Annotated in this window: 21 protein-coding genes and 1 tRNA gene; 10 read left to right on the top strand and 12 right to left on the bottom strand. The window is 59.1% G+C overall.

Annotation, left to right across the window (positions count from 1 at the left end; translation table 11 throughout):
- The first annotated feature begins 10 nt into the window (after positions 1–10).
- On the top strand, positions 11–1,072 hold the full coding sequence (locus F4Y00_07100; GenBank protein ID MYE04719.1) for an extracellular solute-binding protein: 1,062 nt from the start codon (positions 11–13) through the stop codon (positions 1,070–1,072).
- A 111-nt stretch (positions 1,073–1,183) separates the two neighbouring features.
- Here F4Y00_07100 and F4Y00_07095 read toward each other — a convergent pair whose 3' ends face one another.
- Entirely contained in the window at positions 1,184–1,882 is a 699-nt protein-coding gene (locus tag F4Y00_07095) for an HAD family phosphatase (GenBank protein ID MYE04718.1), read from the bottom strand.
- Positions 1,883–1,914: 32 nt separating this feature from the next.
- The gene (locus F4Y00_07090) at positions 1,915–2,199 is read right to left on the bottom strand and encodes a PLDc_N domain-containing protein (protein ID MYE04717.1); all 285 of its coding nucleotides are present in this window, start codon (positions 2,197–2,199) and stop codon (positions 1,915–1,917) included.
- Between the two features lie 217 nt (positions 2,200–2,416).
- Here F4Y00_07090 and dusB point away from each other — a divergent pair, with 217 nt between their 5' ends.
- Positions 2,417–3,529, top strand: a complete 1,113-nt coding sequence (gene dusB / locus F4Y00_07085; GenBank protein MYE04716.1) for a tRNA dihydrouridine synthase DusB — start codon at positions 2,417–2,419, stop codon at positions 3,527–3,529.
- On the opposite strand, the gene F4Y00_07080 is transcribed toward dusB, so the two are convergent.
- The 4 genes from F4Y00_07080 to F4Y00_07065 all read right to left on the bottom strand — a co-directional run bounded on the left by F4Y00_07080 (position 3,419) and on the right by F4Y00_07065 (position 7,183).
- Positions 3,419–4,579: a DUF445 family protein gene (locus F4Y00_07080; protein ID MYE04715.1), complete on the bottom strand. Its 1,161-nt coding sequence runs from the start codon at positions 4,577–4,579 to the stop codon at positions 3,419–3,421. The two genes, dusB and F4Y00_07080, sit on opposite strands and share 111 nt — an antisense overlap.
- A 108-nt stretch (positions 4,580–4,687) precedes the next feature.
- Positions 4,688–5,629 (bottom strand): MCE family protein, encoded by a 942-nt coding sequence (locus tag F4Y00_07075; GenBank protein ID MYE04714.1) that lies wholly within the window; start codon positions 5,627–5,629, stop codon positions 4,688–4,690.
- Positions 5,630–5,632: 3 nt separating this feature from the next.
- On the bottom strand, positions 5,633–6,406 hold the full coding sequence (locus tag F4Y00_07070) for an ABC transporter ATP-binding protein (protein ID MYE04713.1): 774 nt from the start codon (positions 6,404–6,406) through the stop codon (positions 5,633–5,635).
- A gap of 15 nt (positions 6,407–6,421) precedes the next feature.
- Positions 6,422–7,183: an ABC transporter permease gene (locus tag F4Y00_07065; protein MYE04712.1), complete on the bottom strand. Its 762-nt coding sequence runs from the start codon at positions 7,181–7,183 to the stop codon at positions 6,422–6,424.
- 348 nt (positions 7,184–7,531) lie between these two features.
- Here F4Y00_07065 and F4Y00_07060 point away from each other — a divergent pair, with 348 nt between their 5' ends.
- From F4Y00_07060 to F4Y00_07040, 5 genes are all read left to right on the top strand, one after another.
- Complete coding sequence (locus F4Y00_07060) at positions 7,532–8,137, top strand: sigma-70 family RNA polymerase sigma factor (GenBank protein MYE04711.1); 606 nt, start codon at positions 7,532–7,534, stop codon at positions 8,135–8,137.
- Positions 8,138–8,151: 14 nt separating this feature from the next.
- Positions 8,152–9,009 carry a hypothetical protein gene (locus tag F4Y00_07055; GenBank protein MYE04710.1) on the top strand — a complete coding sequence of 286 codons (858 nt, stop codon included), beginning with the start codon at positions 8,152–8,154 and terminating at the stop codon, positions 9,007–9,009.
- A 77-nt stretch (positions 9,010–9,086) separates the two neighbouring features.
- Positions 9,087–10,001, top strand: a complete 915-nt coding sequence (locus F4Y00_07050) for a hypothetical protein (protein MYE04709.1) — start codon at positions 9,087–9,089, stop codon at positions 9,999–10,001.
- Positions 10,002–10,245: 244 nt separating this feature from the next.
- Positions 10,246–11,577, top strand: a complete 1,332-nt coding sequence (locus tag F4Y00_07045; protein ID MYE04708.1) for an N-acetylmuramoyl-L-alanine amidase — start codon at positions 10,246–10,248, stop codon at positions 11,575–11,577.
- Between the two features lie 67 nt (positions 11,578–11,644).
- A complete protein-coding gene (locus F4Y00_07040; protein ID MYE04707.1) occupies positions 11,645–12,193 on the top strand; it encodes an adenine phosphoribosyltransferase in 549 nt (182 codons plus the stop codon).
- A 32-nt stretch (positions 12,194–12,225) separates the two neighbouring features.
- On the opposite strand, the gene F4Y00_07035 is transcribed toward F4Y00_07040, so the two are convergent.
- Positions 12,226–12,633 (bottom strand): RidA family protein, encoded by a 408-nt coding sequence (locus F4Y00_07035; GenBank protein ID MYE04706.1) that lies wholly within the window; start codon positions 12,631–12,633, stop codon positions 12,226–12,228.
- Between the two features lie 84 nt (positions 12,634–12,717).
- On the opposite strand from F4Y00_07035, the gene F4Y00_07030 reads away from it, so the two are divergent.
- A complete protein-coding gene (locus tag F4Y00_07030; protein ID MYE04705.1) occupies positions 12,718–13,533 on the top strand; it encodes an SDR family oxidoreductase in 816 nt (271 codons plus the stop codon).
- Positions 13,534–13,549: 16 nt separating this feature from the next.
- A complete protein-coding gene (gene mnmA / locus F4Y00_07025) occupies positions 13,550–14,707 on the top strand; it encodes a tRNA 2-thiouridine(34) synthase MnmA (protein MYE04704.1) in 1,158 nt (385 codons plus the stop codon).
- Here the strand turns inward: mnmA and F4Y00_07020 are convergent.
- From F4Y00_07020 to F4Y00_07010, 3 genes are read right to left on the bottom strand one after another with little or no spacing between them, the layout of a single operon-like run.
- Positions 14,698–15,723, bottom strand: coding sequence for a DUF4249 family protein (locus F4Y00_07020; GenBank protein ID MYE04703.1), 1,026 nt, complete (start codon positions 15,721–15,723; stop codon positions 14,698–14,700). The genes mnmA and F4Y00_07020 overlap by 10 nt on opposite strands.
- 2 nt (positions 15,724–15,725) lie before the next feature.
- Positions 15,726–17,990, bottom strand: coding sequence for a TonB-dependent receptor plug domain-containing protein (locus F4Y00_07015; protein MYE04702.1), 2,265 nt, complete (start codon positions 17,988–17,990; stop codon positions 15,726–15,728).
- Complete coding sequence (locus F4Y00_07010; protein ID MYE04701.1) at positions 17,987–19,372, bottom strand: 3-deoxy-7-phosphoheptulonate synthase class II; 1,386 nt, start codon at positions 19,370–19,372, stop codon at positions 17,987–17,989. Before F4Y00_07010 ends, F4Y00_07015 begins: the two co-directional genes overlap by 4 nt.
- Positions 19,373–19,574: 202 nt before the next feature.
- Between F4Y00_07010 and F4Y00_07005 the strand changes: the two genes are divergently transcribed.
- A tRNA-Thr gene (locus F4Y00_07005) sits at positions 19,575–19,650 on the top strand.
- 81 nt (positions 19,651–19,731) lie between these two features.
- Here F4Y00_07005 and F4Y00_07000 read toward each other — a convergent pair.
- Both F4Y00_07000 and F4Y00_06995 read right to left on the bottom strand, forming a co-directional pair.
- Positions 19,732–21,279, bottom strand: coding sequence for a GMC family oxidoreductase (locus F4Y00_07000; protein MYE04700.1), 1,548 nt, complete (start codon positions 21,277–21,279; stop codon positions 19,732–19,734).
- A gap of 12 nt (positions 21,280–21,291) precedes the next feature.
- Positions 21,292–21,678 carry a hypothetical protein gene (locus tag F4Y00_06995; GenBank protein ID MYE04699.1) on the bottom strand — a complete coding sequence of 129 codons (387 nt, stop codon included), beginning with the start codon at positions 21,676–21,678 and terminating at the stop codon, positions 21,292–21,294.
- Between the last annotated feature and the right edge of the window lie 28 nt (positions 21,679–21,706).

Genomic DNA, 21,706 nt, shown 5'->3' with positions numbered 1-21,706 from the left:
CCCCTTTGGTATGAAGAATTTTCACGTTTTTCGGCATACGCTGCTTCTGTTTCCGGCTCTCGCATGGCTTGTCGGGTGTTCTTCCCAGGATGAGCGTACCCGCGTGCTGGTGTATTCGCCGCACGGCAAGGAAATGCTCGGAGCCTATGAGCAGTTGTTCGAGGCCCGCTATCCTGATGTGGATATCGCATGGATAGACATGGGAGGGCAGGATGCGTACGACCGGATCCGGACCGAACGGCAGAATCCGCAGGCAAGCGTCTGGTGGGGCGGCGCCGGGATGGCGTTCGACCGGGCGGCCCGGGAGGGCCTGCTCGATCCGTATACGCCATCCTGGGCCGCGGAAGCGCCTCCGCACGCGTCCGGGGCCGGAGACACATGGTACGGCACCTTTCTGACCCCTGAAGTGATTACGTACAATACCCGTTCTCTTGCACTGACGGGCGAAGCGCCTCCGCAGGACTGGGATGAAATGCTTGAGGAGCAATGGCACGACCGGGTGATCATCCGGTATCCGCTGGCTTCCAGCACCATGCGGACCATTTGGGGAGCGATGATTCTCCGGCAGCCTACCGTAGAGGAAGGGTATGCATGGCTGGCCCGTCTGGACCGCAACGTGGAGACCTATACCGCCGACCCGACACAGCTTTATCTCAAACTGGCCCGCGAGGAAGGCGATGTAACGCTGTGGAATATGCCGGATACGTATATCCAGGCGCAGGACAACGGGTATCCTTTCGACTATGTGGTGCCTTCTTCCGGAACGCCGGTCCTTACGGACGGCATTGCGCTTGTGGCGGGGGGGCCGAACCCGGAGATTGCGCGGACTTTCTATGAGTTCGTCACGTCCGATAGCGCCCTGGTCGATCAGGCGCACCGGTTTTATCGCATCCCGGTCCGGAATACCATCCCGGATGCGGATCTTCCGGAATGGATGACCGGGGTGGATATCCAACCCATGGAGATCGATTGGGAACGTCTTGCCGGGGAAGGCCCTGAATGGATGCAGTACTGGGACGAGAACATCAAGGGGCGCGGCGCTGCGTATCTTGCGGACCGCGGCATGGAGTAAAGGGTGCTCTCACTTCGCGGACTCAGGGCCTGTTACCACTATGCAGCAGCACTCTGCGGGGCCTAATCAGAGTATCCGGAAAGGGCCGGTGAGGGACTGGGCCGGCTTATGTCAGTCGGCGGTGCGCGCCGCGCCGTTTTTTCCCATGCCGAGACGCTCCGCCAGTTCTTCGAACGTGTCAATCACGATGTGTGCGCCGGCCTCTTCGAGTTCGCCGGCGGAGAACGATGTGGTTATTCCCGCTACATGACACCCGGCCCGGTACGCCGAGCGCACTCCGTTCACCGAGTCCTCGATAACGAAGCACATCTCCGGCGCCAGACCGAGACGTTTTGCGGTCTCCTGATACGGTTCGGGATCGGGTTTGTGGCGGTGTATATCCTCCGCCGTGACGACGACCTCGAAAAAGCGATCCAGATCGAACCGGTCGAAGGCGAAGCGCTGGTATCTGCTTGTTGCGGAAGTCGTCAACGCAAGGCGCATTTGCGATTTCGCCAGGCGTATAAAATCCAGTACGCCCGGAATGGGGCGCATATCGGGCATGAGACTCAGGAAGGTTTCTTCCTTCGATACGGTGAGCGTGTCCACATCGTGCTCGTCCGATCCGAACTCGGACACGACCCGTTCGAACAGTTTGCGCTCAGGGATGCCCTTGAAGGAGGGATAGGCTTCGGCCGGGACGGGCAAATCGTGCAGGCCGAAAATGATCCGGTGCGACCGGTCGTGTATCGGCTCGGAGTCGATGACCACGCCGTCCATATCGAATACGATCGCTGCGAAAGGCGGCGCGGGCGAAAGGTCCGGGTTCATACGTCTTCGGCAAGGGGCGTCGGATCAGGTGCCTACGACCGTCCGAAGACAAAATACAACACACAGCCCAGCACCGGGAAGAAAATGATAACGAGGGCCCATCCCACCTTGTTGCCGACGGATTTTGAACTGCCGATCAATTCGACCAGCGCGATGATGTTGAGGATGACGATGATGACCCCGAAACACGTCAGTGATCCGAAATTACCGGCGCGTTCGAATAGATTCGGGCCGCATCCGGCAAGGAAAAGGGTTGCGGCGAGCGCAAGCGGTGCAGAGGCTGCAAGCGGGATCGGGCGGCGCGCGGGGTTATGCATGGCGTGGGGAAATAGGAATTTCAAGGGAGTGTTTCGGCAAAAAAGCTTTCCGGGTAACAGGGCGCTATGCGGGTTTTTGCCCGGATAAAAAGCCGGCCTTACGCTTGTGCTACGGGAACGCATGCGGTCCGGTTACGTTTTTGCGAGAAAATCTTCGGCCGGTATTTCCTGTTTTTCGCTGTCGAAGGCTCGATCCTTTTCCTTTTTCCGCCTGACCATGCGCATCGGTTCTCTCGAATTCGGCAGGTATCCCCTGTTTCTTGCGCCTATGGAGGATGTGAGCGATCCGCCGTTTCGCATCCTGTGCAAGCGGTACGGGGCGGATTTGCTCTACACCGAGTTTATCTCCAGCGGGGGATTGGTCTACGACGCCAGGGATTCCCTGCAAAAGCTGGATATCTATGAAGAGGAGCGACCGGTCGGCATACAGTTGTTCGGCGGCGATGTCGAACAGGTGCGGGAAGCGGTATCTGTCGTGGACCGGTCCAATCCGGACCTGATCGATATCAATTTCGGATGCCCGGTGCGCAAGGTGGTATGCAAGGACGGCGGGGCCGGGATTCTGCGCAATCTGCCAAAAATGCTGCAGATCACCGAGGCGGTGATCGAGGGCGCCACGCGGCCTGTGACGGTCAAGACGCGCCTGGGCTGGAATGACGACTCTATCCGGATCATAGAAGTGGCGCGCATGCTGGAGGAAGCCGGTATTGCTGCACTGGCGGTGCATGCCCGTACGCGCAGTCAGATGTACCGGGGCGAAGCCCGCTGGGAGTGGCTGCGCCGTATCCGGGAGGAGGGTGTCCGGGACATTCCGCTCATCGGAAACGGAGACGCCACCGATCCGGTCAGAATACGGGATATGTTCGCCGAGACGGGGGTGGATGCCGTGATGATCGGGCGCGGCGCGATCGGCAACCCATGGATTTTCCGGGAAACGAAGTCCTGGCTGGAAACGGGCGAGAAGATGGATCCGCCCACATGGGAGGAGCGTCTCGCCGTGGTAGCCGAGCATCTTGCGTTGAAATGCGAATGGCTGGGCGAGAGGAAGGGAGTGCTTGAGATGCGGCGGCATTACGGAGGCTATTTCAAGGGATTCCGGAATGCAGGCGCGCTGCGTACGGCACTTATGGAGCAGAACACCATGGAGGACACGCTCGAAACGCTTCTGAATTTCGAAGAGCGCACGCCGTATGTCCGGGTGCCTGTCCGGTCCCTTGCGTCACGCAGGAAGGTCCCCGTTCGTTCCGTCCTGCCCCGGACGGTTCGGGGCGTTTCCGTCGAGTCTCTTTCCGGCGCGCCGGCGCGCTCGAGCGCGGGATCGACTCAGTAGCAGGCTGTCCAGGGCATAGATGGAGCCTCCTCCGGCCACGAACAATATCAGGGTTGTGAACGGCTCCCAGATCACCAGCCCGCCCGCGGTGCCGAGCACGCCCCCGAGATATTTGATGTATCGGAGTTGTTCGTTGGAAGCGTTCAGAATGAGCGCCTCCAGTTTGTCTTCATTGTACTTCTGCATGTTCGACACGACGATGCCGTAGACGTCGAGCCGTTCAATAAACCCGAGTACAATGCGCGCAGACCAGTTCTCGATGTCTTCGGCACGGGCCTCGATTTTGTCCGGCAGTTGATCAAGTACGGGGTCCAGTTCGTCCAGGATCGTATCCATCGAGGCAGGAATTTCCTTGACTATTTCTTCCAGCCGCCGCCGGAAATCGTCCTGATTCCAGAAACGCCAGCTGCGCAGCGCAAGGCCCGCCACGCCTCTGCCGGCCAGGAGCCGGAGTTTGTCTTCCATGAAGGTTACGATCTGATCGCGTACTTCCGGTGAGGAGAGCGCCTCGTTGACGTAGCGGGATACAAATGTCTTCAGTTCGTGCCGGAACTCAGGGTCCTCGACGATGTTGCGCGTGACCAGGAAGGCCGTTTCCCGGTATTTCCGGAGGAGTCCCGACGCCTCGATCTTTTCCTTGATAATTTCTTCGTTGATGAGTTCTTCGGAGACGGTCTTCGCCAGCCGGTATATCACGCGTTCCCGTTGCGCAGGAATGAGACCTTGTCCCAGCAGGGGGCGCCTCCGCCTCGGGTGGAACAGCATGGTGATGGCCAGCCAGTTCGTGAGGTACCCGATCAACCCGCTCACGGAGATGATGCGGAGGAGGTTTTCGAAGCGGTACGTTATGCCGAAGTACGTGCGGTCGCCAACCGGCACATCCCACCAGAAACTGAAGACGAACGCAGCGAGGAGCAACGGCGGTACGCTGCGCAGCAGAAGCAGTACAAGCGACAGCATACGGCCTCGTTCCTGGCGTGCGGGTTCGAATTCCGTGCGATCTGGCGCAGGAAGAGCGGGCAGGTGGCGCCGGATGTATTCAATCAGCATCGGATAAGTACGAAGACTCTGGTGTGGTGTGGCGCCAAAAATAAAAACGGCGGCGTCGGCGCGTGAGAACAGGAAGAGGAGAATCTTGTCTTCCGGGTGTGCCTTCCGCTAAAAAACGTCCACAATGTCCATGTGCCGCAAATACTTGCGAGGATTCTCCTGCAGGTCTTTCAGCAGGGCGTCGAGCGCCCCGAGCGTGGAGCCCATCTGGATGTACAAGGTCGGATCGTTCAGCAGCCGGGCTATTGTGCCGTCGCCGTTATTGATTTTATCCAGAATCTCGTCCAGGTTGTGCGTGGTGCCTTCGAGCGTTTCCAGAGAATTTTCGAGATACATCGCTATATGGTCGAGGCGTTGCAGCGTCTGAGCCAGTGTGTCCGCACTGGCGCCCGAGATTCTGGAAAGGTCCTCTGAAACGGTCTCGACGTTGCTGATGATCTCTCTTACGGATTCCTGTTCCTCGCGCAGCGTGCGGGCCAGGGCATCCGTGACTTCTCGCAAAGCCCGGAGCGTCGGACGGATATCGGCGCCGGTTTCCCCGATCAGGAGGCCGGTATCTTCAAGGAGGAGGTTTGCGTTCGCCAGGGCTTCCTCGACATTTTCGGTAAGGCGGACACTTCGTTCCGTCACCGCTTCAAAGGCATCCGGCGCACTGATACCCTCGATGTATCCGCCGTCGGCTATCGGCGGGTTGCCCGGAGGGCCGGGGAAAATAACCACATAATTATTACCCAAGGCGGAAATGCCGCCAATTTCGGCATGGGATCCCTCCGGGATATGGATACTGTCATCGAGGTGCAACCGGACGCGCACCCGATTATCCGTGTCCAGCCGGACATTTCCCACCGTGCCCACATTGACCCCATTGATGCGTACGGAGCTGCTTCCTGAAAGCTCACCGGCCGATTCGAAATGGGTGTAGAGTACGTACGTGCTGCGGAAAAGCGGCACATCCTGCAGGAAACGGATGCCCAGTGCAAAAACAACCACCGCAGCGGCGAGGCTCAGACCGACGATCAGTTCTTTGGAGTACTTCACAGGGATGGACATTCGTTAGGGATGCAGGGATACTTCCGATGCGGAAGTCTGTTCTCCGATCACGTATTCGTTGGCCCGGACGAAATCAAGCAGAGATTCGTGATCGCTTCGGTGGATATCGTCTACAGTTCCGGTCCAGGCGATCCGGGCCTGATGGATAAAGGCGACCCGGTCAGCAATGGCAAGTACCGAATGCATGTCGTGCGTTATCACGATACTGGTTACGCGCAACTTCTCATTCAGTGACAGAATGAGCTCATCGATACGGTTGGACGTTGCAGGGTCGAGGCCGCTCGTCGGCTCGTCGTATATGATGTATTTGGGTTCCAGTGCAATGGCCCGGGCCAGTGCTACGCGCTTCTGCATGCCTCCCGACAGTTCGGACGGCATTTTTTTATCGATATCGGGCAATTGCACCATGTCGAGGCACTCTTCGACGCGGCTCCGGATAGCCTCATCGGATTTTCCTGTGAAGGTGCGCAGCGGAAAAGCAATGTTCTCGAAAGCGGACATCGAATCAAACAGCGCTCCACCCTGAAACAGCACACCGAACTTGCGTCGGATACGCCGCAACTCCTTGTAGGACACCTCATGGATATTGGCGCCGTCCACAAGCACGCGCCCCTCGTCGGGTGTGAGCAGGCCCACCGCATGTTTGATGAGTACGCTTTTACCGGAACCCGACCGGCCGATGACCGCCAGCGTTTCTCCCTCGGGAATGTCGAGGGAAACGTCGCGAAGCACGACGGTATTGTTGAACTGCTTGGTGATATGTTCGAGCCGGATCATGGCGCGTGAAAGCCTTTACAGCAGCGTGACGGCGAGGACCAGGTCTGCAATGAGAATAAAAACGCAACTCATCACGGCCGCCTGCGTGGTGCTTTTGCCGACGCCCTCGGCGCCGCCGGCCGTAAAATACCCCATATAACAGGATACGGAGGTAATGATAAATCCGAAAACGAATGCCTTGCTCAAGCCGAAGTACGGATCGAATGGACGAAAGAAGTCCCGGGCGCCCTGTACGAATTCCTGCGTGGTCAGATAACCGCCGAGGTTGGCTACGGCGATACCGCCTCCGATGCCGATGGCGCAGGCCGCCACGTAGAGCATCGGAAACATGATGATGCCCGCGAGGATCCGGGGCGCGATGAGGTAGCTTATTGAGTTGAGACCCATTGCCTCGAGGGCGTCGATCTGCTCCGTGACGCGCATGGTCCCCAGTTCGGCGGCAATGCGCGCGCCGACGCGCCCTGCCAGGATGAATCCCGTGACTACAGGCCCGAGCTCCAGAATCATGGAGGGCGCCACGACCGATCCGATGACGGTGGCGGGCAGGAAGACCGAAACGAGCTGGTAAGACACCTGTACCGTGGTCACGGCGCCGGAAAAAGCGGCGGCCAGCGCAACGATGGGGATGGATTCCACGCCGATGCGCATCATCTGGTCGAAGATGTTCTTGCGGTACGTGCGAAAATCGTCCGGCGATACAAACGCCTGGAAGATCAATAGCGAATATCTCCCCAGGATGGTGAAGGGACGCAGAAACCAGGTAAGCGTGTACGTCATCGTGCGCGGCGGAAATCGAACGAAGAAGGTGGCGGTAGCGGTACGGGGAGTAATGGGTAGTGATGCCGCTGCGCACGGCATGTCGCGTGGCGTTTTCGAACGGGAATCTGCCTTTGCGACTGTCTTCGGCAACCAAATCCTTATGAAAATAACGCCCGAATGGTTCCTTGTCTCCCGGATCGATCTTTCCCGGCAGCGGGCGGTTTCAATCAGACTATCCGCCTAATCCGCTTGTGATACAATAATTCCGCTCCTGCCCCGTTCTTGCAAAGGAAATTGGTTCTCTGTAAGGATTGCGCGGCTGGAACAGGATAGTTTTTCTGCATCCCGTCCGTTCCGTCATTCCGAATGCATCGTACGGATGAGGCCCTTGCGGTCGCATACATTGAAGAAGACGATCAGGAGGCGTTCCGCCAGTTGGTGGAACGGCATAAGGAGCGCATATTCGGCTATGTGATGGGTATGGTACGTGATCGGGACGTAGCGAACGACCTGTTTCAGGAAACCTTCTTTCGCGCGATCCGCGCGATGAAGAAGGAACGCGGATCGTACGCGTCGCAGGGCAAATGGCTGGCCTGGGTGATGCGCATTGCCCGCAATGCGGTCTTCGACCATATGCGCGAGCGGAAAAAATGGACCGATGTGGAAACGAACGATGCGCAGGACGGCTCCTTTTGGGACCGGTTGCCGGGTACACCGGCGCCTGCTGACGAGCAGGTGGACCTGCGCCACCGGATTGACATTATGGAGCAATGCATCGAACGGTTGCCGGGCGAGCAGCGCGAGGTACTGCTGCTGCGTCACGAAACCGGTATGACGTTCCGGGAGATTGCGGAGCTTACGAATGTATCCATAAATACAGCACTGGGGCGGATGCGTTATGCGCTTCTCAACCTGCAAAAGATGATACGGATAGAACTCGGCGAGGAGGCCGACGGAATACGAACCACCTGATACAACGAACCGGTATGGACAAGAAAGACGCCTGGCTTCTCGAACTGTACGAGGGTTCGGGGAAGCCCTCGGATCCCGGCTCCGGGAATACGGAAGAGGCCGCTTCCCTGCGCGAAATGAAGGACTGGCTGGATGCGCGATCCGCGATCCGGTCCGCACGGCCCGATCCGGAGGCCGTAGAGGCTGTACTGCAAGCGGCAGCACAGTCTGCCCAGCCCGCTGGCGCCCGACAAAATCGCCCTGCCCTGTCCCGTAAACGAGTGGTGTGGCGGTTGCCGAGACGTATTGCAGGCGGAGCCATCGCCGCGATGCTGGCGGTGGTCGCGATTGTCGGATTGTTTCGGGCGGATGTATTTGCTCCGGCTCTGACCGATTCCGAACCGGTAGCGCTCCGTCCCGATGCATCCGTATCTACGGAAGCAGTCCCCGCCGAAGCTTCTCCCGAAACGCTTTCTCCAGCCGGAGAGGCTGAGGATCGTGGGGCGGATGTACAGCCCGGGAATGCGGGGCTCGCTGCGGCCCCTTCTCCTGATCTTCCGGCTTCTGCCGGCGCCCCGCCCTCGGAAACAGCAGTGGAAGCTCCCTCTCCAACGGTTCTTGCGGGCGCATCGTCCGCTGATGCTGCCGGACCGCTGCAATCGGCTGCTGCTGCGTCCGAACAGGCCGAGGACGGCACGCTGGCCCAGCCGGGATTCATTTTGGTGGAAATACCGGCCTGGGACGACCAGAGCGATGTCATATCCCTGCAACAGCGCATCCGGAGTATCGGCGATGGGGTGGCCACGGGCTGGGAAACGCCCGCGGTGCCTCTTGAGATGCTCCCTGCCGGATCGGGGAATACCGGGTTGACGCCCGCCTCGGAACGCCGCTGACGATGTGCGTCGGAACTATGCTATTCATTACTGGAAACTGGAGGTAACGCACCCTGCTCAACCAATACCGTAAAGCCATGACCTCTCTTTCCCTGTACTTCAAAGGCTGGTTGCTTGCCCTGCCGATCCTGATTCTTGCTGCCGGAACGGCGGCGGCGCAGCAACCGGATTCGCTTCGAGGCGATGACCCGACGCTTCGTTCCTTTAACATCCAGGATGGCGTGGTGTCCATAAATGGGCGGCAAATTCCACCCGAAAAACTGCCGGAAGACTTCCCGCCGAAAGGCGCTTCCGTGAATTATACTATGTCTTCTTCTGACGAGAACCTGATTATTCAACTGCAAGACGGGCGGCGGTATACTCTGGAAGGGGACAGTCTGTGGTTGAAAACCCACATGGGCGATTTCGAATGCATTTTGCTGGATGGGGCTTGTGCAGACATGGAAGCGGACGCCACTTTGTTTATCGTTACCGCACCGCCCGAAGCCATTCTGGCGCGGAAGGCCGACGACCTGCGCGAACAAGCGAGGCGTCTCCAGGACCTGCAACATCGTTTTGATGAATCGCAGACGAACGAATTGCAGCAAATGCTGGAGGAAATGACGATGCACGCGGCGGAAGCGGCCCGTACGGCGAGCGAGTTTCCGCATATTCAGATGCAGCACTATCTCTCGGACATACAGGACAACGACAGGGGGCTTTTCGACCGGTTGATGAGCGAGCGGCGCATGGAGCATGAGACGGTGAACATGGCTCGCAAGCTCGCTGCGATGGAGGAGGGGAAGGCGCGCCGGGACAGCATAGCGGTATTGCGGGAACGACTGACCGAGATTTTCGAACTCAAGCAGGAGAACCGCCGCCGCGAGGTGGAGCAACTCGAGGAGAAACTGCAGGAGTTGCAAAAGGCGGTTTCCGAGCGCGAGCGCCTCGGCGATCAGATCGTGGACCGTCGCCTGCAGGAGTTGCTGGGCAACGATACCCTGGACTGGTAACGTAGCTTTTTTGAAAGGCCGGGGGGAGCCGCAAGGCCTCCCCCTATGCTTTTTCGACAGTTTTTTGTATATTTATAGATAGTGTGGGGTTTTGCGCTGCGATTTGCTTTTCTGCCTATCCACCACCCACCCTTTTCGCCGGCGCAAGATGCAGAGGAGGCGATCCTGTTAGACCGTTTCCGTAACCATGATGCATCGTTTGCGTTCGGGCTTTTTTTTGCGCAACGGATTTCCCGTAGGGGGAATGGTCCGGTTTTGCGCCATAATCGTTCTTGCCGCTTCTGCGGTGGGGGCGGCTTCTCATGCAAGCGGGGCTGCCGGCGCCCCGCTTGCTTCCTCAAACGCGATTGCGCTTCGCGCCGTCCCGCAGGTGGAGCGTGTTTCGCTGACCGAGCGATCCGACGGCGAGGGCTACGTTATTCGATTTCATACGGATGGCCCGGTAGCTGCCTATAGCGAGCCACGCATGCTTGCCGACGGGCAACTGGAGGTGATTCTTTTCAATACGCGGCTTTCCTCCGATCACATGAGGGATGATGCCGCAGGGCCCGTCCTCCGGTATTCCGGGGAGGAAGAGGAAGGCCATCTGTTTTTCCGGTTTACATTGGATGCCGGACAGCCTGTGGATGCCTCGACCTACCGCGACGGAGGCTCCAACGATATTCTTGTAGGACTTGCGTATGCATCCGGGCGGATTGCTTCGCGCCGTGAAGCGGACAGGGAAGTCCGGCAGATTCCCGTTCGGTCGGTATCGCTGCTGGCCACGCCTTCCACCAATCAGTTGCCCGCTATCGGAGGAGGAACGACCGGCCTGACGCGAGAAGCGGTATTACCGTCAAGCGAACCGGCTCCGGCGGGCGGGCATTGGCTTCTGGACACCGTGGTGATCGATGCTGGGCATGGCGGCAAGGACCCGGGGGCGGAAGGACACGGCCTCCGCGAAAAAGACATCGCCCTTGCCGTTTCGCTGAAACTCGGAGCGTACCTCGAGGAGCGTCTTGGCGTGAATGTCGAGTATACGCGTCAGGACGACCGCTTTATCGAACTCAAGGATCGGGGGCGGATCGCCAACGAGCGGGGGGGCAAGCTTTTCATTTCGATCCATGCGAATTCGGCGGGCAATAAGGCGGCGAGCGGCGCCGAAACCTTTTTCATCGGCCTGCACAAGACCGATGCTGCCCGCAATACGATGGAGCGGGAGAACGAGGTGGTGAAGATGGAGAGTTCCCAGCAGGAATACGAGGACATGACCGAGGAAGCCCTCATTCGCATGGCGCTTACGCAAAGTGCATACATGCAACAGAGCCAGGAACTCGCCGTGCTGATCCAGGATCAGTTCGAGAAACGGGTGAAGCGCAAGAACCGGGGCGTCAAGCAGGCCGGTTTCTATGTGCTCTGGGGCGCTTCCATGCCCGCCGTGCTGGTCGAATTGGGATTTATCAGCAATAGGTCCGAAGCGGCGTTTCTGGCAAGCGAACGCGGGCAGGATTATCTGGCAAGTGCTATCTTCAGGGCGGTTCGCGCGTACAAGGAGCAGTATGACAGGGGTCTCGGTCCGCAGGTGAGCCTTCCCTAATGCGCCCGGACGGAAGAATTTCCATTCGGCCGTGCAGTTCGTTTTCCGTTTTTCAATTTTCTTTCGAATGCATTTTTCCGCCGAAACGTCTGTACAGTCCTTGCATGATGCGATTCGCACCGTGCCGGATTTTCCTCAACCGGGGATTGCATTCAAGGATGTCACGCCGATTTTGCTGGACCCCGTCCTGTTTCGAGAGGCTGTCGAGGCGCTCGCAGAGCCTTTTCGGGATGCCGGCGTCACAAAGGTAGCGGGGATCGAAGCCCGCGGCTTCCTGTTTGGATTATCTCTGGCCGAGGAACTCGATGCAGGGTTTGTCCCCATTCGAAAACAGGGCAAACTGCCCTGGCGGACGTACCGAATGGAATACGATCTGGAGTATGGCACGGATTGTGTCGAGATGCACATGGACGCCATTTCGGAGGGAGACCGAATTCTTATCCATGACGATGTAATCGCTACGGGCGGCACGGCGGCGGCGACGGCGAAACTGATCCGGGAGGCCGGCGGCGAGCTTGCCGGATTTTCATTCCTTGTCGAGCTGGATTACCTCTCAGGCCGGGAGCGCCTCGAAAGCGATGCGGTGATCGGATCTGTGCTCCGGTTCAACGCGTAGGGCCCGGCGGGCAGACAACCCCGAAATCAGGGCTAACGGACCGCGATACAGGAGATTTCCACCCGGGCGCCCCTCGGAAGTGCGGCAACTTCCACTGCTTCCCGGGCAGGGGGGCGTTCCGAAAAATACCGGGCGTATACATCGTTTACGATTCCATAGTCGTTGATGTCCGCCAGGAACACCGTGCACCGAACGACATTTCTGTAATCCATTTGTGCGGCTTTGAGCACGGCGCCGAGGTTTTGCAGTACGCGTTCCGTTTCGGCCTCTGCACCGCCGGACACCATGCTCCCCGTTTCGGGATCGATTCCCAGCTGTCCGGAGCAATAGAGGGTGTTTCCGGCGAGAATGCCCTGATTGTAAGGGCCTATGGCTGCCGGAGCCAGCGGCGTCTTGACGGCGCGACGGGATGTCGATTGGTCGGAGTTGTGGTGGGTCATGGAGCCGCTGCTGTTAAAAAATGAGGAGTATCCCTAACTTTCGTAATTGTATCGGTTTTCACAAGCGAATATTTGTCAAAGACCATGGACCTGGGTATCGAAGGACGGATCGCATTTATAGCCGGCGCCAGCAGCGGGCTGGGGCGTGCCGTGGCTGTCGCGCTTGCCGGAGAAGGGGCTCGCGTAGCGATCTGTTCCCGGAATAAGGGGCGTATTGCAGCGGCTGCCGACCGTGTGGCGCAGGAAGCCGGCGTCGATCGGGAACGTATTCTTCCGCTTGCGTGTGACGTGACGAAAGAACGTGATGTGGACGATGCGATCGAGCGGACTTGCGCGCATTTCGGCGGGCTGCATATCCTGGTGACGAACGCCGGCGGGCCGCCCCCGGGCTATATCGACGATTTGTCCCTCGAAACGTGGCGTGCGGCGATTGAGTTGAATCTGGTAAGCACTATCCAGTTGTGCCGGGCGGCGCTGCCGCATTTGCGGGCGGCTGCGGCGGCCGATGATCCGCATGCCAGCATTCTGATGATCACGTCGATTTCAGCCAAACGCCCAATTCCCAGCCTGTACCTTTCGAATGCGACCCGCGCCGGGGTACAAGGCTTTGCAAAGACCCTTTCGGAGGAATTGGGTCCGGCGGGTATTACGGTCAATACCATTTTGCCGGGGTATACGCGTACGGAACGGTTGAAGGAACTGGCGGCGCACCTTGCCTCGACATCAGGGACTCCTGTCGAAGAGATCGAGGCCGGATGGGCCGAAAACAATGCCCTGCGGCGCATTGCGGAACCGGAGGAGTTTGCGGCGGCAGCGGCTTTTCTGGTAAGCAAGCGGGCCGCGTACATAACCGGCACAGGGTTTCCCGTGGACGGCGGGTGGTCGAAGCACGTATTGTAGCAGCATAGGACAAACCATGAACAGGAAGGGACGGGTACTGGTGGCCATGAGCGGCGGCGTGGATTCGTCGGTTGCGGCGGTCATGCTGCACGAGCAGGGATACGAGGTGGTCGGCGTCACCATGAAGACATGGGATTACGCGCGCAGCGGCGGGCGTACCGGAAAGCATGGGGGCAAGGAAGTAGGGTGTTGCACGCTCGAATCCATGAACGATGCACGCTCCGTCGCCGTGAAGTATGGCTTTGCGCATTTTATCGTAGACATCCGCGAGGAATTCGGCGATTGGGTGATCGAGCGGTTCACCGGCGAATATCTCGCCGGTCGCACGCCCAATCCGTGTGTATTGTGCAATACGCATATAAAGTGGGCGGCGCTGATGCGCCGGGCAGACCAGCTGGACTGCGACTACATTGCTACGGGGCATTACGCCCGGCTCCGGCGCGAAGAAGCCACGGGCCGGATCGTACTGATGAAGGGCCGCGATGCCCGCAAGGATCAGAGTTATGCCTTGTGGGGGGTGTCCCAGGAGCATCTGGCCCGCACCATGCTGCCCCTGGGCGTATTCGAGAAGCCGGCCATCCGGGAGATGGCTGCTGCGTACGGGCTGGACCGCGTGGCGGATAAGCCCGATTCCTACGAGATATGTTTTATCCCGGACAATGATTACCGGCGGTTCCTGAAAGACCGCGTAGAGGGGTTGGCGGAGGACGTGTCGGGAGGGTTGTTCGTCACCTCGGACGGGACTGTCGTCGGGAGGCATGAGGGGTATCCGTTTTACACGGTCGGACAGCGCCGGGGTCTTGGCGTGGCGCTCGGGTATCCGGCGTATGTGATCGATATCGACGCCGAAACGAATACCATTGTCCTGGGTGCGCGCGACGAGTTATTCCGCGGTGCGCTCACGGCCCGGCAGATCAATCTCGTGAAGTACGAACATCTTGACGACGAACTGCCGGTGGACGTGAAGATTCGTTACAACGATCCGGGGGTGCCCGGCATGGTCCGGCAGGAAGGGCCGGATGAACTCCACGTGGCTTTTGCCGCGCCGCGTCAGGCTATTACGCGCGGGCAGTCCGTGGTGCTGTACGAGGGCGACGATGTGGTGGGCGGCGGATGGATAGAGCAGGTGGGCGAGTCAGTCCAACCTGATGCTTCTCTGGAGTTTCAAAAATAGAGGCCCCAGATATCCTCGCTGAAATCGTCGAGGCACGGAACGGGCGGAGAAGTGCATGACGGGTTGGTGGCGCTCGGCACCAGAGAGCATCCCTGCTCCGAACTGTATCCGATGAAGTCCCGCAGGCCTTTCACAGGGGTCCACCGTTCGGCGACCACCACGCCGGCGCCGAAGAAGCCGTATCCGTTTTCGATGTTGGAAAGGGTGCCGGGTTCGACGAGCACCTCAGGATCGAATATGCCCCCCGGAGGACTCCATTCTTCGTTCGCCGCTACAAAATGAAACTCGACGCGGCGCAGGGCGATATTGGGGTTGCCTTCGGTCACCAGACATCTGCTTTTGTATACCTCCTCCACGATTGCAAAATCGTCTGTCATGTTGATGTCGTACCGTACGACGCCGGGCGCTCTTTGCTCTGTCCCCTGATAGGACACTTCCACCGGGTAATTCACGACCGGATGGAGCTTCAGGTCGGTGGGCCAGACCTGGGCGGGGGGTACGTTGGTGGCTTCGTACCGCATCTCGACCCCCAGCAGGTTGGGAAGAGGATTTCCTCGTACGTAGACATGTATTCTCGGGCTTAAGTCCGAGCGTTCGATGGTAAAATCCACTTCGGGCGGTACTTTCACCGTGGCGGTGGATACGGCGCCGTCCGAGCGGGTGACGTCGAGACGGTACCGGTGTCCATGTACAGGGCGAAATACTGCTTCGAAGAGATGCGCCGTAACGCTATCGCCGTACGTTACCTGGTAGGGCCTCCAGACGAACGTTTCTCCGGTTTCAAGGTTCGTAGTGGTTACGGAAGCATCCAGCGTGCCAGGGCGGTCGATGCCGGGCTCTCCTTCGATAGAAAAGATGCGCACGCGCTGGGTGTCTGCCGCGGCGTCCAGAAGCCCCCAGATCGTGAACGGGCGTGGTTCGCCGATCAGTGGGTTGACCGCGCTTTCGCAGGAGGCGAGAAAAGCGGCGGCAATCAGGATGCCAAGCGTTGTATTTCGAAGGGATGCAAGGCGCATAATCAGAATTCGATCTCGATGCCCGCGGTGGGAACGAAGGGGAGCTGGTCGGTTCTTTGCAGGGTGAAAAGATCCAGAGCAAAAAGATTGGGCCGGTTGTAGGTGTTGATGGCGCCGATCTGTACGGTGATGTCCGCCGAACCTGCGGACATTTGCCGCTCGATCGTTACATCGAGCCGGTGGTATGCAGGGAGCACGCCTTCGAAGGGCCGATCATAGATCACGCGCGGAAAGCCCTGGATCCTTTCCACATCCACCACCCCGTCCATCAGGATGAATCCGTCGAAAGCACGGACCCGGGTATAGGGAAGACCCGATCCGATATTCCAGCGGGCGCTCATGTCGAATCCGTATACGGAACCGCTCAGGATCAGGTTGAACTGGTGGCGCCGGTCGTGCGGCGGGCGGAAGGAGAGCCGGTCGGTGCCGAACCATACAGGCAGTGATTCCTGCATAGCGTCGTACCGGGTCGAGGAGTAGCCGTAGTTGAGGAAGGCGTAGAAGTTGGGGCGGCGGAACTCCACCCGCAGATCCATACCCCCGACCTGGCCGTCCGCCGGCTGAAGCCGCGTCGTGAAACGAGGGAAGGAGGTCCATTCCGCAATAAACAGGTTGCGGAGATTCTTGTAGAATGCTTCCGCCGAGATTTCGAGCGACGAAGACAGTGTGATCCGGTATCCGGCAAGGCCGTGCAGCGCAAACGGAACTTCTCCGGTCGGCGCCTCTGCCCAAGCCGTAAAGATACTGGCGGCGTCGCGCCGGTCGCTTAATCCGATGATGTTTTGCCGGTAGATACCGCCGGCCATGCTCCACTGGTGCCTGCCCCGTTCGAAGACGCCCCGGATACGCGGCTCCACGAAGAAGCCTGAATTGCCGAAAAACTGCGCGACGGCGCCGGCCCGCAGCCGGAGGCCGTTTCCAAAGTCGAATTCCGGTTCCGCCCAGCCGCCTGCATTGGTCGAGCGGACAAAATTGTCCACGATATTCTGGTAGGTTCCTCCGAGGTCCGCCGTGAGTTCCACATTGCGCACGAAGAATCCCCATCCCACTTCGACGCGTTGCCCGAAGTTGGTGAAATTGACCTCGAGGTTGTAATTGTCCACATCGGTGGTTCGCGACGGTTCTTCGCTCGGCCCGAATTCCGTCTGGAGGCGCGACCAGGAAAACATGGCTTCGCCGAGGATGGGAAGCGCTCTGGGGAGCACGAGGTGCCGCACGCCGAGCGCGGTGTTTTTCCAGCGAATCTCGTTATTGGAACTGAAGAGATTCGGTTCCGCCAACGTGCCCCGGTCGAACGTATGCACCGACGAAACGGAGGTCTGGTGATTCCGTGCGATGGGGATGTGGACCTTGCCGAACAGGTCGCCGAACCGGTAGGGCAGGTCGTCCGCCACATAGAGGGACGCCACTTCTTCAAGCGTCGAGATGCGGGCCGATCCAAGGAATGAAATATTTCCTACAAGCGGTCCCTCGAGCCGGAGGGAATTGACGAAGGGCGTCAGCGCAATGCCCGTTTCGTAGTTTCGTTTGTTACCGTTGCGCGTTTGCACGTCGATCACGGAGGAAAGACGTCCGGAAAATTCTGCGCCGAATCCGCCTGCGTAGATATCCGCGTTATTGATGATGTCCGACGGAAACGCCGAATAGAACCCCAGCAGGTGGAACGGCTGGTAGATGTACATGCCGTCGAGCAGCGTAAGGTTCTGGGAGGGCTCCCCGCCCCGGATGAAGACCTGTCCTCCGCGGTCTCCCATGGATACCACGCCGGGTTGGGCGGCGAGGTAGTTGACGAGATCGCCGGAAACGCTGGGCGAAGGGATCAATTCGATGTCCTGCGGAAGCACTCGTTGCTGGCCCGCGGTCACGCGGGCGGCGCCGGTTTCCCGTTCGGCCTCGACGACGACCTCGTCTATTTCGGCTTGTTGCCCGGCCAGTGCGATGTCGAGGTGCCGCGAATCGCCCGCCGCGAGATCGAGGGTATCCGTAAACGTTTCGAATCCGATGAAGGAGGCCTGTAGTATGTACCGCCCTTCCGGGACGCGGCCGATCAGGTATATTCCGTCCGGATCGGTTACCCCGCCAAGCACGGTGTCGTCCCGGGTCAGGATGACGTGTACGCCTTGGAGCGGTTGCCCATCGTCCAGCGCGGTGACGAATCCGCGTACGGCGGCATACTGCTGCGCATGGACACGGTCTGGCATGAACAATAGCGCGCACCCGATAAGCCCGAGAAGGATACAAACGTTCCGTGGCAGAGGTGCGATCATTGGGCCGAATTGTTTTCCATGCGATTTTTCTTTCTCACGATGAGAAAGGCCATTTCCAGCGCTTGTTCATAATTCAGCCGCGGGTCCACTTGCGATTTGTAGGCCCGCGCCAGATCCGTGTCTTCCAGGCCTCCTGCGCCGCCCGTGCATTCGGTAACGTCTTCTCCCGCGAGTTCGAAATGTACGCCGCCGAGATGCGAGTCCTCCGCAGCATGGATATCGAATGCCTGTTCGAGTTCGTCCAGGATGTTTTCGAAACGCCGGGTCTTGATGCCTGTCTCCGTCAACTCGGTGTTTCCGTGCATGGGATCGCTCATCCACAACACGGGCGTCCCCGAAGCCTTCACGGCCCGGATCAGGGAAGGCAGGAGATCGGCAATGCAGCCGGCGCCCAGACGATGAATGAGCACGAGTCGGCCGGGGTCGTTTTCGGGATTCAGGATGCGTACGATGCGCACCAGATCCTCCGGCGACATGAAGGGGCTGACTTTCAGGCCGATGGGATTGACAAGCCCCCTTGCGTATTCGATGTGCGCTCCCTCGTAGTCCGACGTTCTGGCGCCGATCCACGGGAAGTGGGTCGCCAGATTGAATATGCCTTCATTGTGCGGCACGCTGCGCGTAAAGGCTTCTTCGTACGGCAGGTGCAATGCTTCGTGGCTGGTGAAGAACTGGGTGCGCTCCAGACTGTGAAGCGGGTTGCCCGAGACGGTTTCAATGAATGAAACGGTCTCGCGAATGGATTCCAGAATCTGCCGGTATTCCTTTTCCAGGGGCGTGCGGCGGATGAAATCAAGGTTCCAGTATTCCGGATGGTGGAGGTCCGCAAAGCCCGTATTGATGAGCGCCCGGACGAGATTCAGCGTCATTGCGGAATGCGCATGAGCGCGCAGCATGCGCTTCGGATCCGGTTCGCGCGCTTCGGGGGTGAACTCTGCGCCGTTCACGATGTCGCCCCGGTAGCTTGGGAGCGTTACTCCATTGCGGGTCTCCGTATCGGCGGAGCGGGGCTTGGCATGCTGGCCCGCAAAGCGGCCTATCCGCACCACACGGGTCCGGATCCCGAAGATCAACACGAGACTCATCTGAAGGAGCACCTTCAGACGATTGGCGATAATCTGCGCACTGCATTCGTCGAAGTGCTCTGCGCATTCGCCGCCCTGAAGGATAAAACGCCGCCCTTGCGCCGCTTCCGCAATCTGTTTCTTGAGCACATGGATTTCCCAGGATGTCACAAGCGGGGGCAAACTGTGTACTTGCTCCAGCGCTTCGGACAATGCGGCCTGATCGGGGTACGTGGCTTGCTGCGCAGCAGGCCGCTCGCGCCAGGACGCAGGACTCCAATCTGTTATGGCAGGGGAGAGGGGCACGTCCGATGAAATGCAGGGATACGGGGCGAAATATACGCAAGATACACGCAAACGCCCGGAAACCCATCGCGTTTCATGAGGGCTGATGCGTTTTCCAGAAGGTGCTCAGGGACGGTCGGCAATATGAATCATGCCGGGATCAAGTCCGAAGGTAATGCGTGAGAGGGGCGCGTTTCGCAGGCGCAAGCGGCGCATCTATTATCTCTATTAATCGGCCAACGTAGCTCAGTTGGTAGAGCAGCTCACTCGTAATGAGCAGGTCACCGGTTCAAGTCCGGTCGTTGGCTCCACCGGAAATGCGCCTGCCGGAGGTTCGTAACCATTCTGGTGACCTGCCAACCATCGCCTGCACATCATGGAGCGCCCCCTCCTTACCCGATGGTATGCTTGAGGTGATCCGACAATCGCAAGCTTAAAGCGATCAACGTCAACGTTGGATTCGGAGCCCCTGAAGTCGGGAAAGTCGAGGCGCCGGCTACATACAGATTCTCGATGCCATGTACCTTTGCGTTGGCGTCGAGCACCCCTTGCCTGGGATCATCATGCATGCGCGTGGTGCCCATGTGATGAAACCCTCCACCCAGAAAGGATGGCCAGGTGGTATCGTCTTCGAGCAACCAATCCAGGATTTGAACCCGCCCCTGCCCGGTCCGGCCGAATTCATGCGCCACCATTTCGAAAAAGATTCGCATCGACCTTTTGTCCAACTCCGACAGTTTCCAGTGCAAATCGGCATAGGGCATTCCCAGCGCATCCTTCTCGGTACTGAGCACTACGCGGGAGGCGGGATTAGGCATTTGCTCGGCGCGTGACTGGAGTTGATAATCACGACGTCCCTCGTCAGGTGCAGCAGGTCGGTTGGGTGGGCGCCGCGGCTGTTCCCCTTCCTGTTCGTCACTGCGCATCCATTGCCTGAGGTCGTCGTCCGAAAATCTCTGAAAAAAACTCCTCATCTCTTCGGGAAAGGTCCCCGGCCGGAGCGAGGCAGTGCCGTTGAGAATACGATGCTTCCGCTGAGCCTGCTCGGCCAGGGCCAGTTCTCCACTGGGCGGCCGTTCCCCGCCCAATCGGAACGCGTACATAGGCATAGGGTCCGGCTTTTCCAGGATCAACTGCGCTCCGCCCATCTCGAAGTGTTCCATGAAAAAGCGTCCCACCAGATCGTGGTCATTGCCCAGCCCGGCGGGCGCCTGCGCATTGGAGGCCAGCAGAATCCGTGCATTCTGAATCGATCCGCAGGCCAGCACGTAATGCCGGGCCCGGACACGGTGACGCTTGCCGTCGATGGTTTGCGCCCGCAATCCGGCCACGGCCCGTACCGACTCGTTCGCTTCGATCTCCGTGACGTTGGCGTAGGTGTAAAGATGAAGGTTTTCCGCATCGATAATCGTATCCCGGTACTGCGTCCCGAATCGTGTTGGCGGACTGAACTGCCACATCTTCGTCCATATCTTTTCTTCGTCGAATGGCAGCCGTTTCCACGAGGGATACCTGGCTTCATAGTCGGCCACGTCGTATACATAAGGCCCCAGTTCAACATAGGCTTGTGCACGTTCATAGAACGGGTCGAGATGTTCTTTTTGGAACGGCCAGCCGCTATGGGGCACCCAGTCGCGTTTTTTGAAATCGATGGGATCCATGGGCGCACACCAGCCGCCCCAGTGCCCGGTGGTGCCGCCAAAGTAATGGAGCCGGGCGGCTTCCAGGGGCACCTTATACGGATCGCCAATGCTTTTGCCGGCATAGAGGGCCTGCATCTGCGGTTCATAGTTGAACCCGCCGCCTTCAAGCAAAATTACGGTGTAGGGCGTTCCTATCCATTCCATCGCCATGCTGATGCCGGCGGCGCCGGCGCCGACGATGCAGAGATCGCCTTCAATGAGGGCGCCGTCCTCCAGGGTTCGGGCATCTGTATGCATATCCGATGACGATTATGAGTAGACGAGCGAGAAGAGAGCGCACTGGCGTGCTTCGGTGACGGAGAGCACCCATCCCTTGAGAAGAACCGTTCGTCCGGCGGCAAAGTCGCTTCGGATCGTTGCCTCCAGGTGAGAGTGCAGTGTTCTGGCATCCGTCAGGGCCGGCATATCGCTGCCCAGGATGGCCGCACGCAGGATATCCACATCGCACTCTGCGGGATACACCTCTCGATAATGCATTCCAAGGTCGCGAACACGGCGTTCGCCGAGCATGTCGAGTAAAGCAGGCCGGGCCAGGGTTTGCAGATTCGCGGAAGGGCCCGTTTGCCACGCTGCACCCGGCAGGCCGAGAGCCAGCGCGCCTGCCGCCGCACACGTGATAAAATGGCGTCTGTCCATCGTTCGTCCGCGGGTTTTCAGATATGGG

The organism is Bacteroidetes bacterium SB0662_bin_6 (genome assembly GCA_009839485.1).
In the GTDB taxonomy this organism is placed as follows: domain Bacteria; phylum Bacteroidota; class Rhodothermia; order Rhodothermales; family VXPQ01; genus VXPQ01.
Note: the sequence above shows the minus strand (reverse complement) of the source record. Positions and strands in the feature narration are given on the sequence as shown.

Coding starts and splice junctions, on each gene's coding strand:
- F4Y00_07070 (MYE04713.1), bottom strand. CDS start 6,406: ATGATCCGGCTCGAACATATCACCAAGCAGTTCAACAATACCGTCGTG.
- F4Y00_06995 (MYE04699.1), bottom strand. CDS start 21,678: ATGGACAGACGCCATTTTATCACGTGTGCGGCGGCAGGCGCGCTGGCT.
- F4Y00_07100 (MYE04719.1), top strand. CDS start 11: ATGAAGAATTTTCACGTTTTTCGGCATACGCTGCTTCTGTTTCCGGCT.
- F4Y00_07035 (MYE04706.1), bottom strand. CDS start 12,633: ATGACCCACCACAACTCCGACCAATCGACATCCCGTCGCGCCGTCAAG.
- F4Y00_07000 (MYE04700.1), bottom strand. CDS start 21,279: ATGCATACAGATGCCCGAACCCTGGAGGACGGCGCCCTCATTGAAGGC.
- F4Y00_07020 (MYE04703.1), bottom strand. CDS start 15,723: ATGCGCCTTGCATCCCTTCGAAATACAACGCTTGGCATCCTGATTGCC.
- F4Y00_07050 (MYE04709.1), top strand. CDS start 9,087: ATGACCTCTCTTTCCCTGTACTTCAAAGGCTGGTTGCTTGCCCTGCCG.
- F4Y00_07055 (MYE04710.1), top strand. CDS start 8,152: ATGGACAAGAAAGACGCCTGGCTTCTCGAACTGTACGAGGGTTCGGGG.
- F4Y00_07095 (MYE04718.1), bottom strand. CDS start 1,882: ATGAACCCGGACCTTTCGCCCGCGCCGCCTTTCGCAGCGATCGTATTC.
- F4Y00_07015 (MYE04702.1), bottom strand. CDS start 17,990: ATGATCGCACCTCTGCCACGGAACGTTTGTATCCTTCTCGGGCTTATC.
- F4Y00_07045 (MYE04708.1), top strand. CDS start 10,246: ATGGTCCGGTTTTGCGCCATAATCGTTCTTGCCGCTTCTGCGGTGGGG.
- F4Y00_07090 (MYE04717.1), bottom strand. CDS start 2,199: ATGCATAACCCCGCGCGCCGCCCGATCCCGCTTGCAGCCTCTGCACCG.
- dusB (MYE04716.1), top strand. CDS start 2,417: ATGCGCATCGGTTCTCTCGAATTCGGCAGGTATCCCCTGTTTCTTGCG.
- F4Y00_07040 (MYE04707.1), top strand. CDS start 11,645: ATGCATTTTTCCGCCGAAACGTCTGTACAGTCCTTGCATGATGCGATT.
- F4Y00_07075 (MYE04714.1), bottom strand. CDS start 5,629: ATGTCCATCCCTGTGAAGTACTCCAAAGAACTGATCGTCGGTCTGAGC.
- F4Y00_07080 (MYE04715.1), bottom strand. CDS start 4,579: ATGCTGATTGAATACATCCGGCGCCACCTGCCCGCTCTTCCTGCGCCA.
- F4Y00_07030 (MYE04705.1), top strand. CDS start 12,718: ATGGACCTGGGTATCGAAGGACGGATCGCATTTATAGCCGGCGCCAGC.
- F4Y00_07065 (MYE04712.1), bottom strand. CDS start 7,183: ATGACGTACACGCTTACCTGGTTTCTGCGTCCCTTCACCATCCTGGGG.
- F4Y00_07060 (MYE04711.1), top strand. CDS start 7,532: ATGCATCGTACGGATGAGGCCCTTGCGGTCGCATACATTGAAGAAGAC.
- mnmA (MYE04704.1), top strand. CDS start 13,550: ATGAACAGGAAGGGACGGGTACTGGTGGCCATGAGCGGCGGCGTGGAT.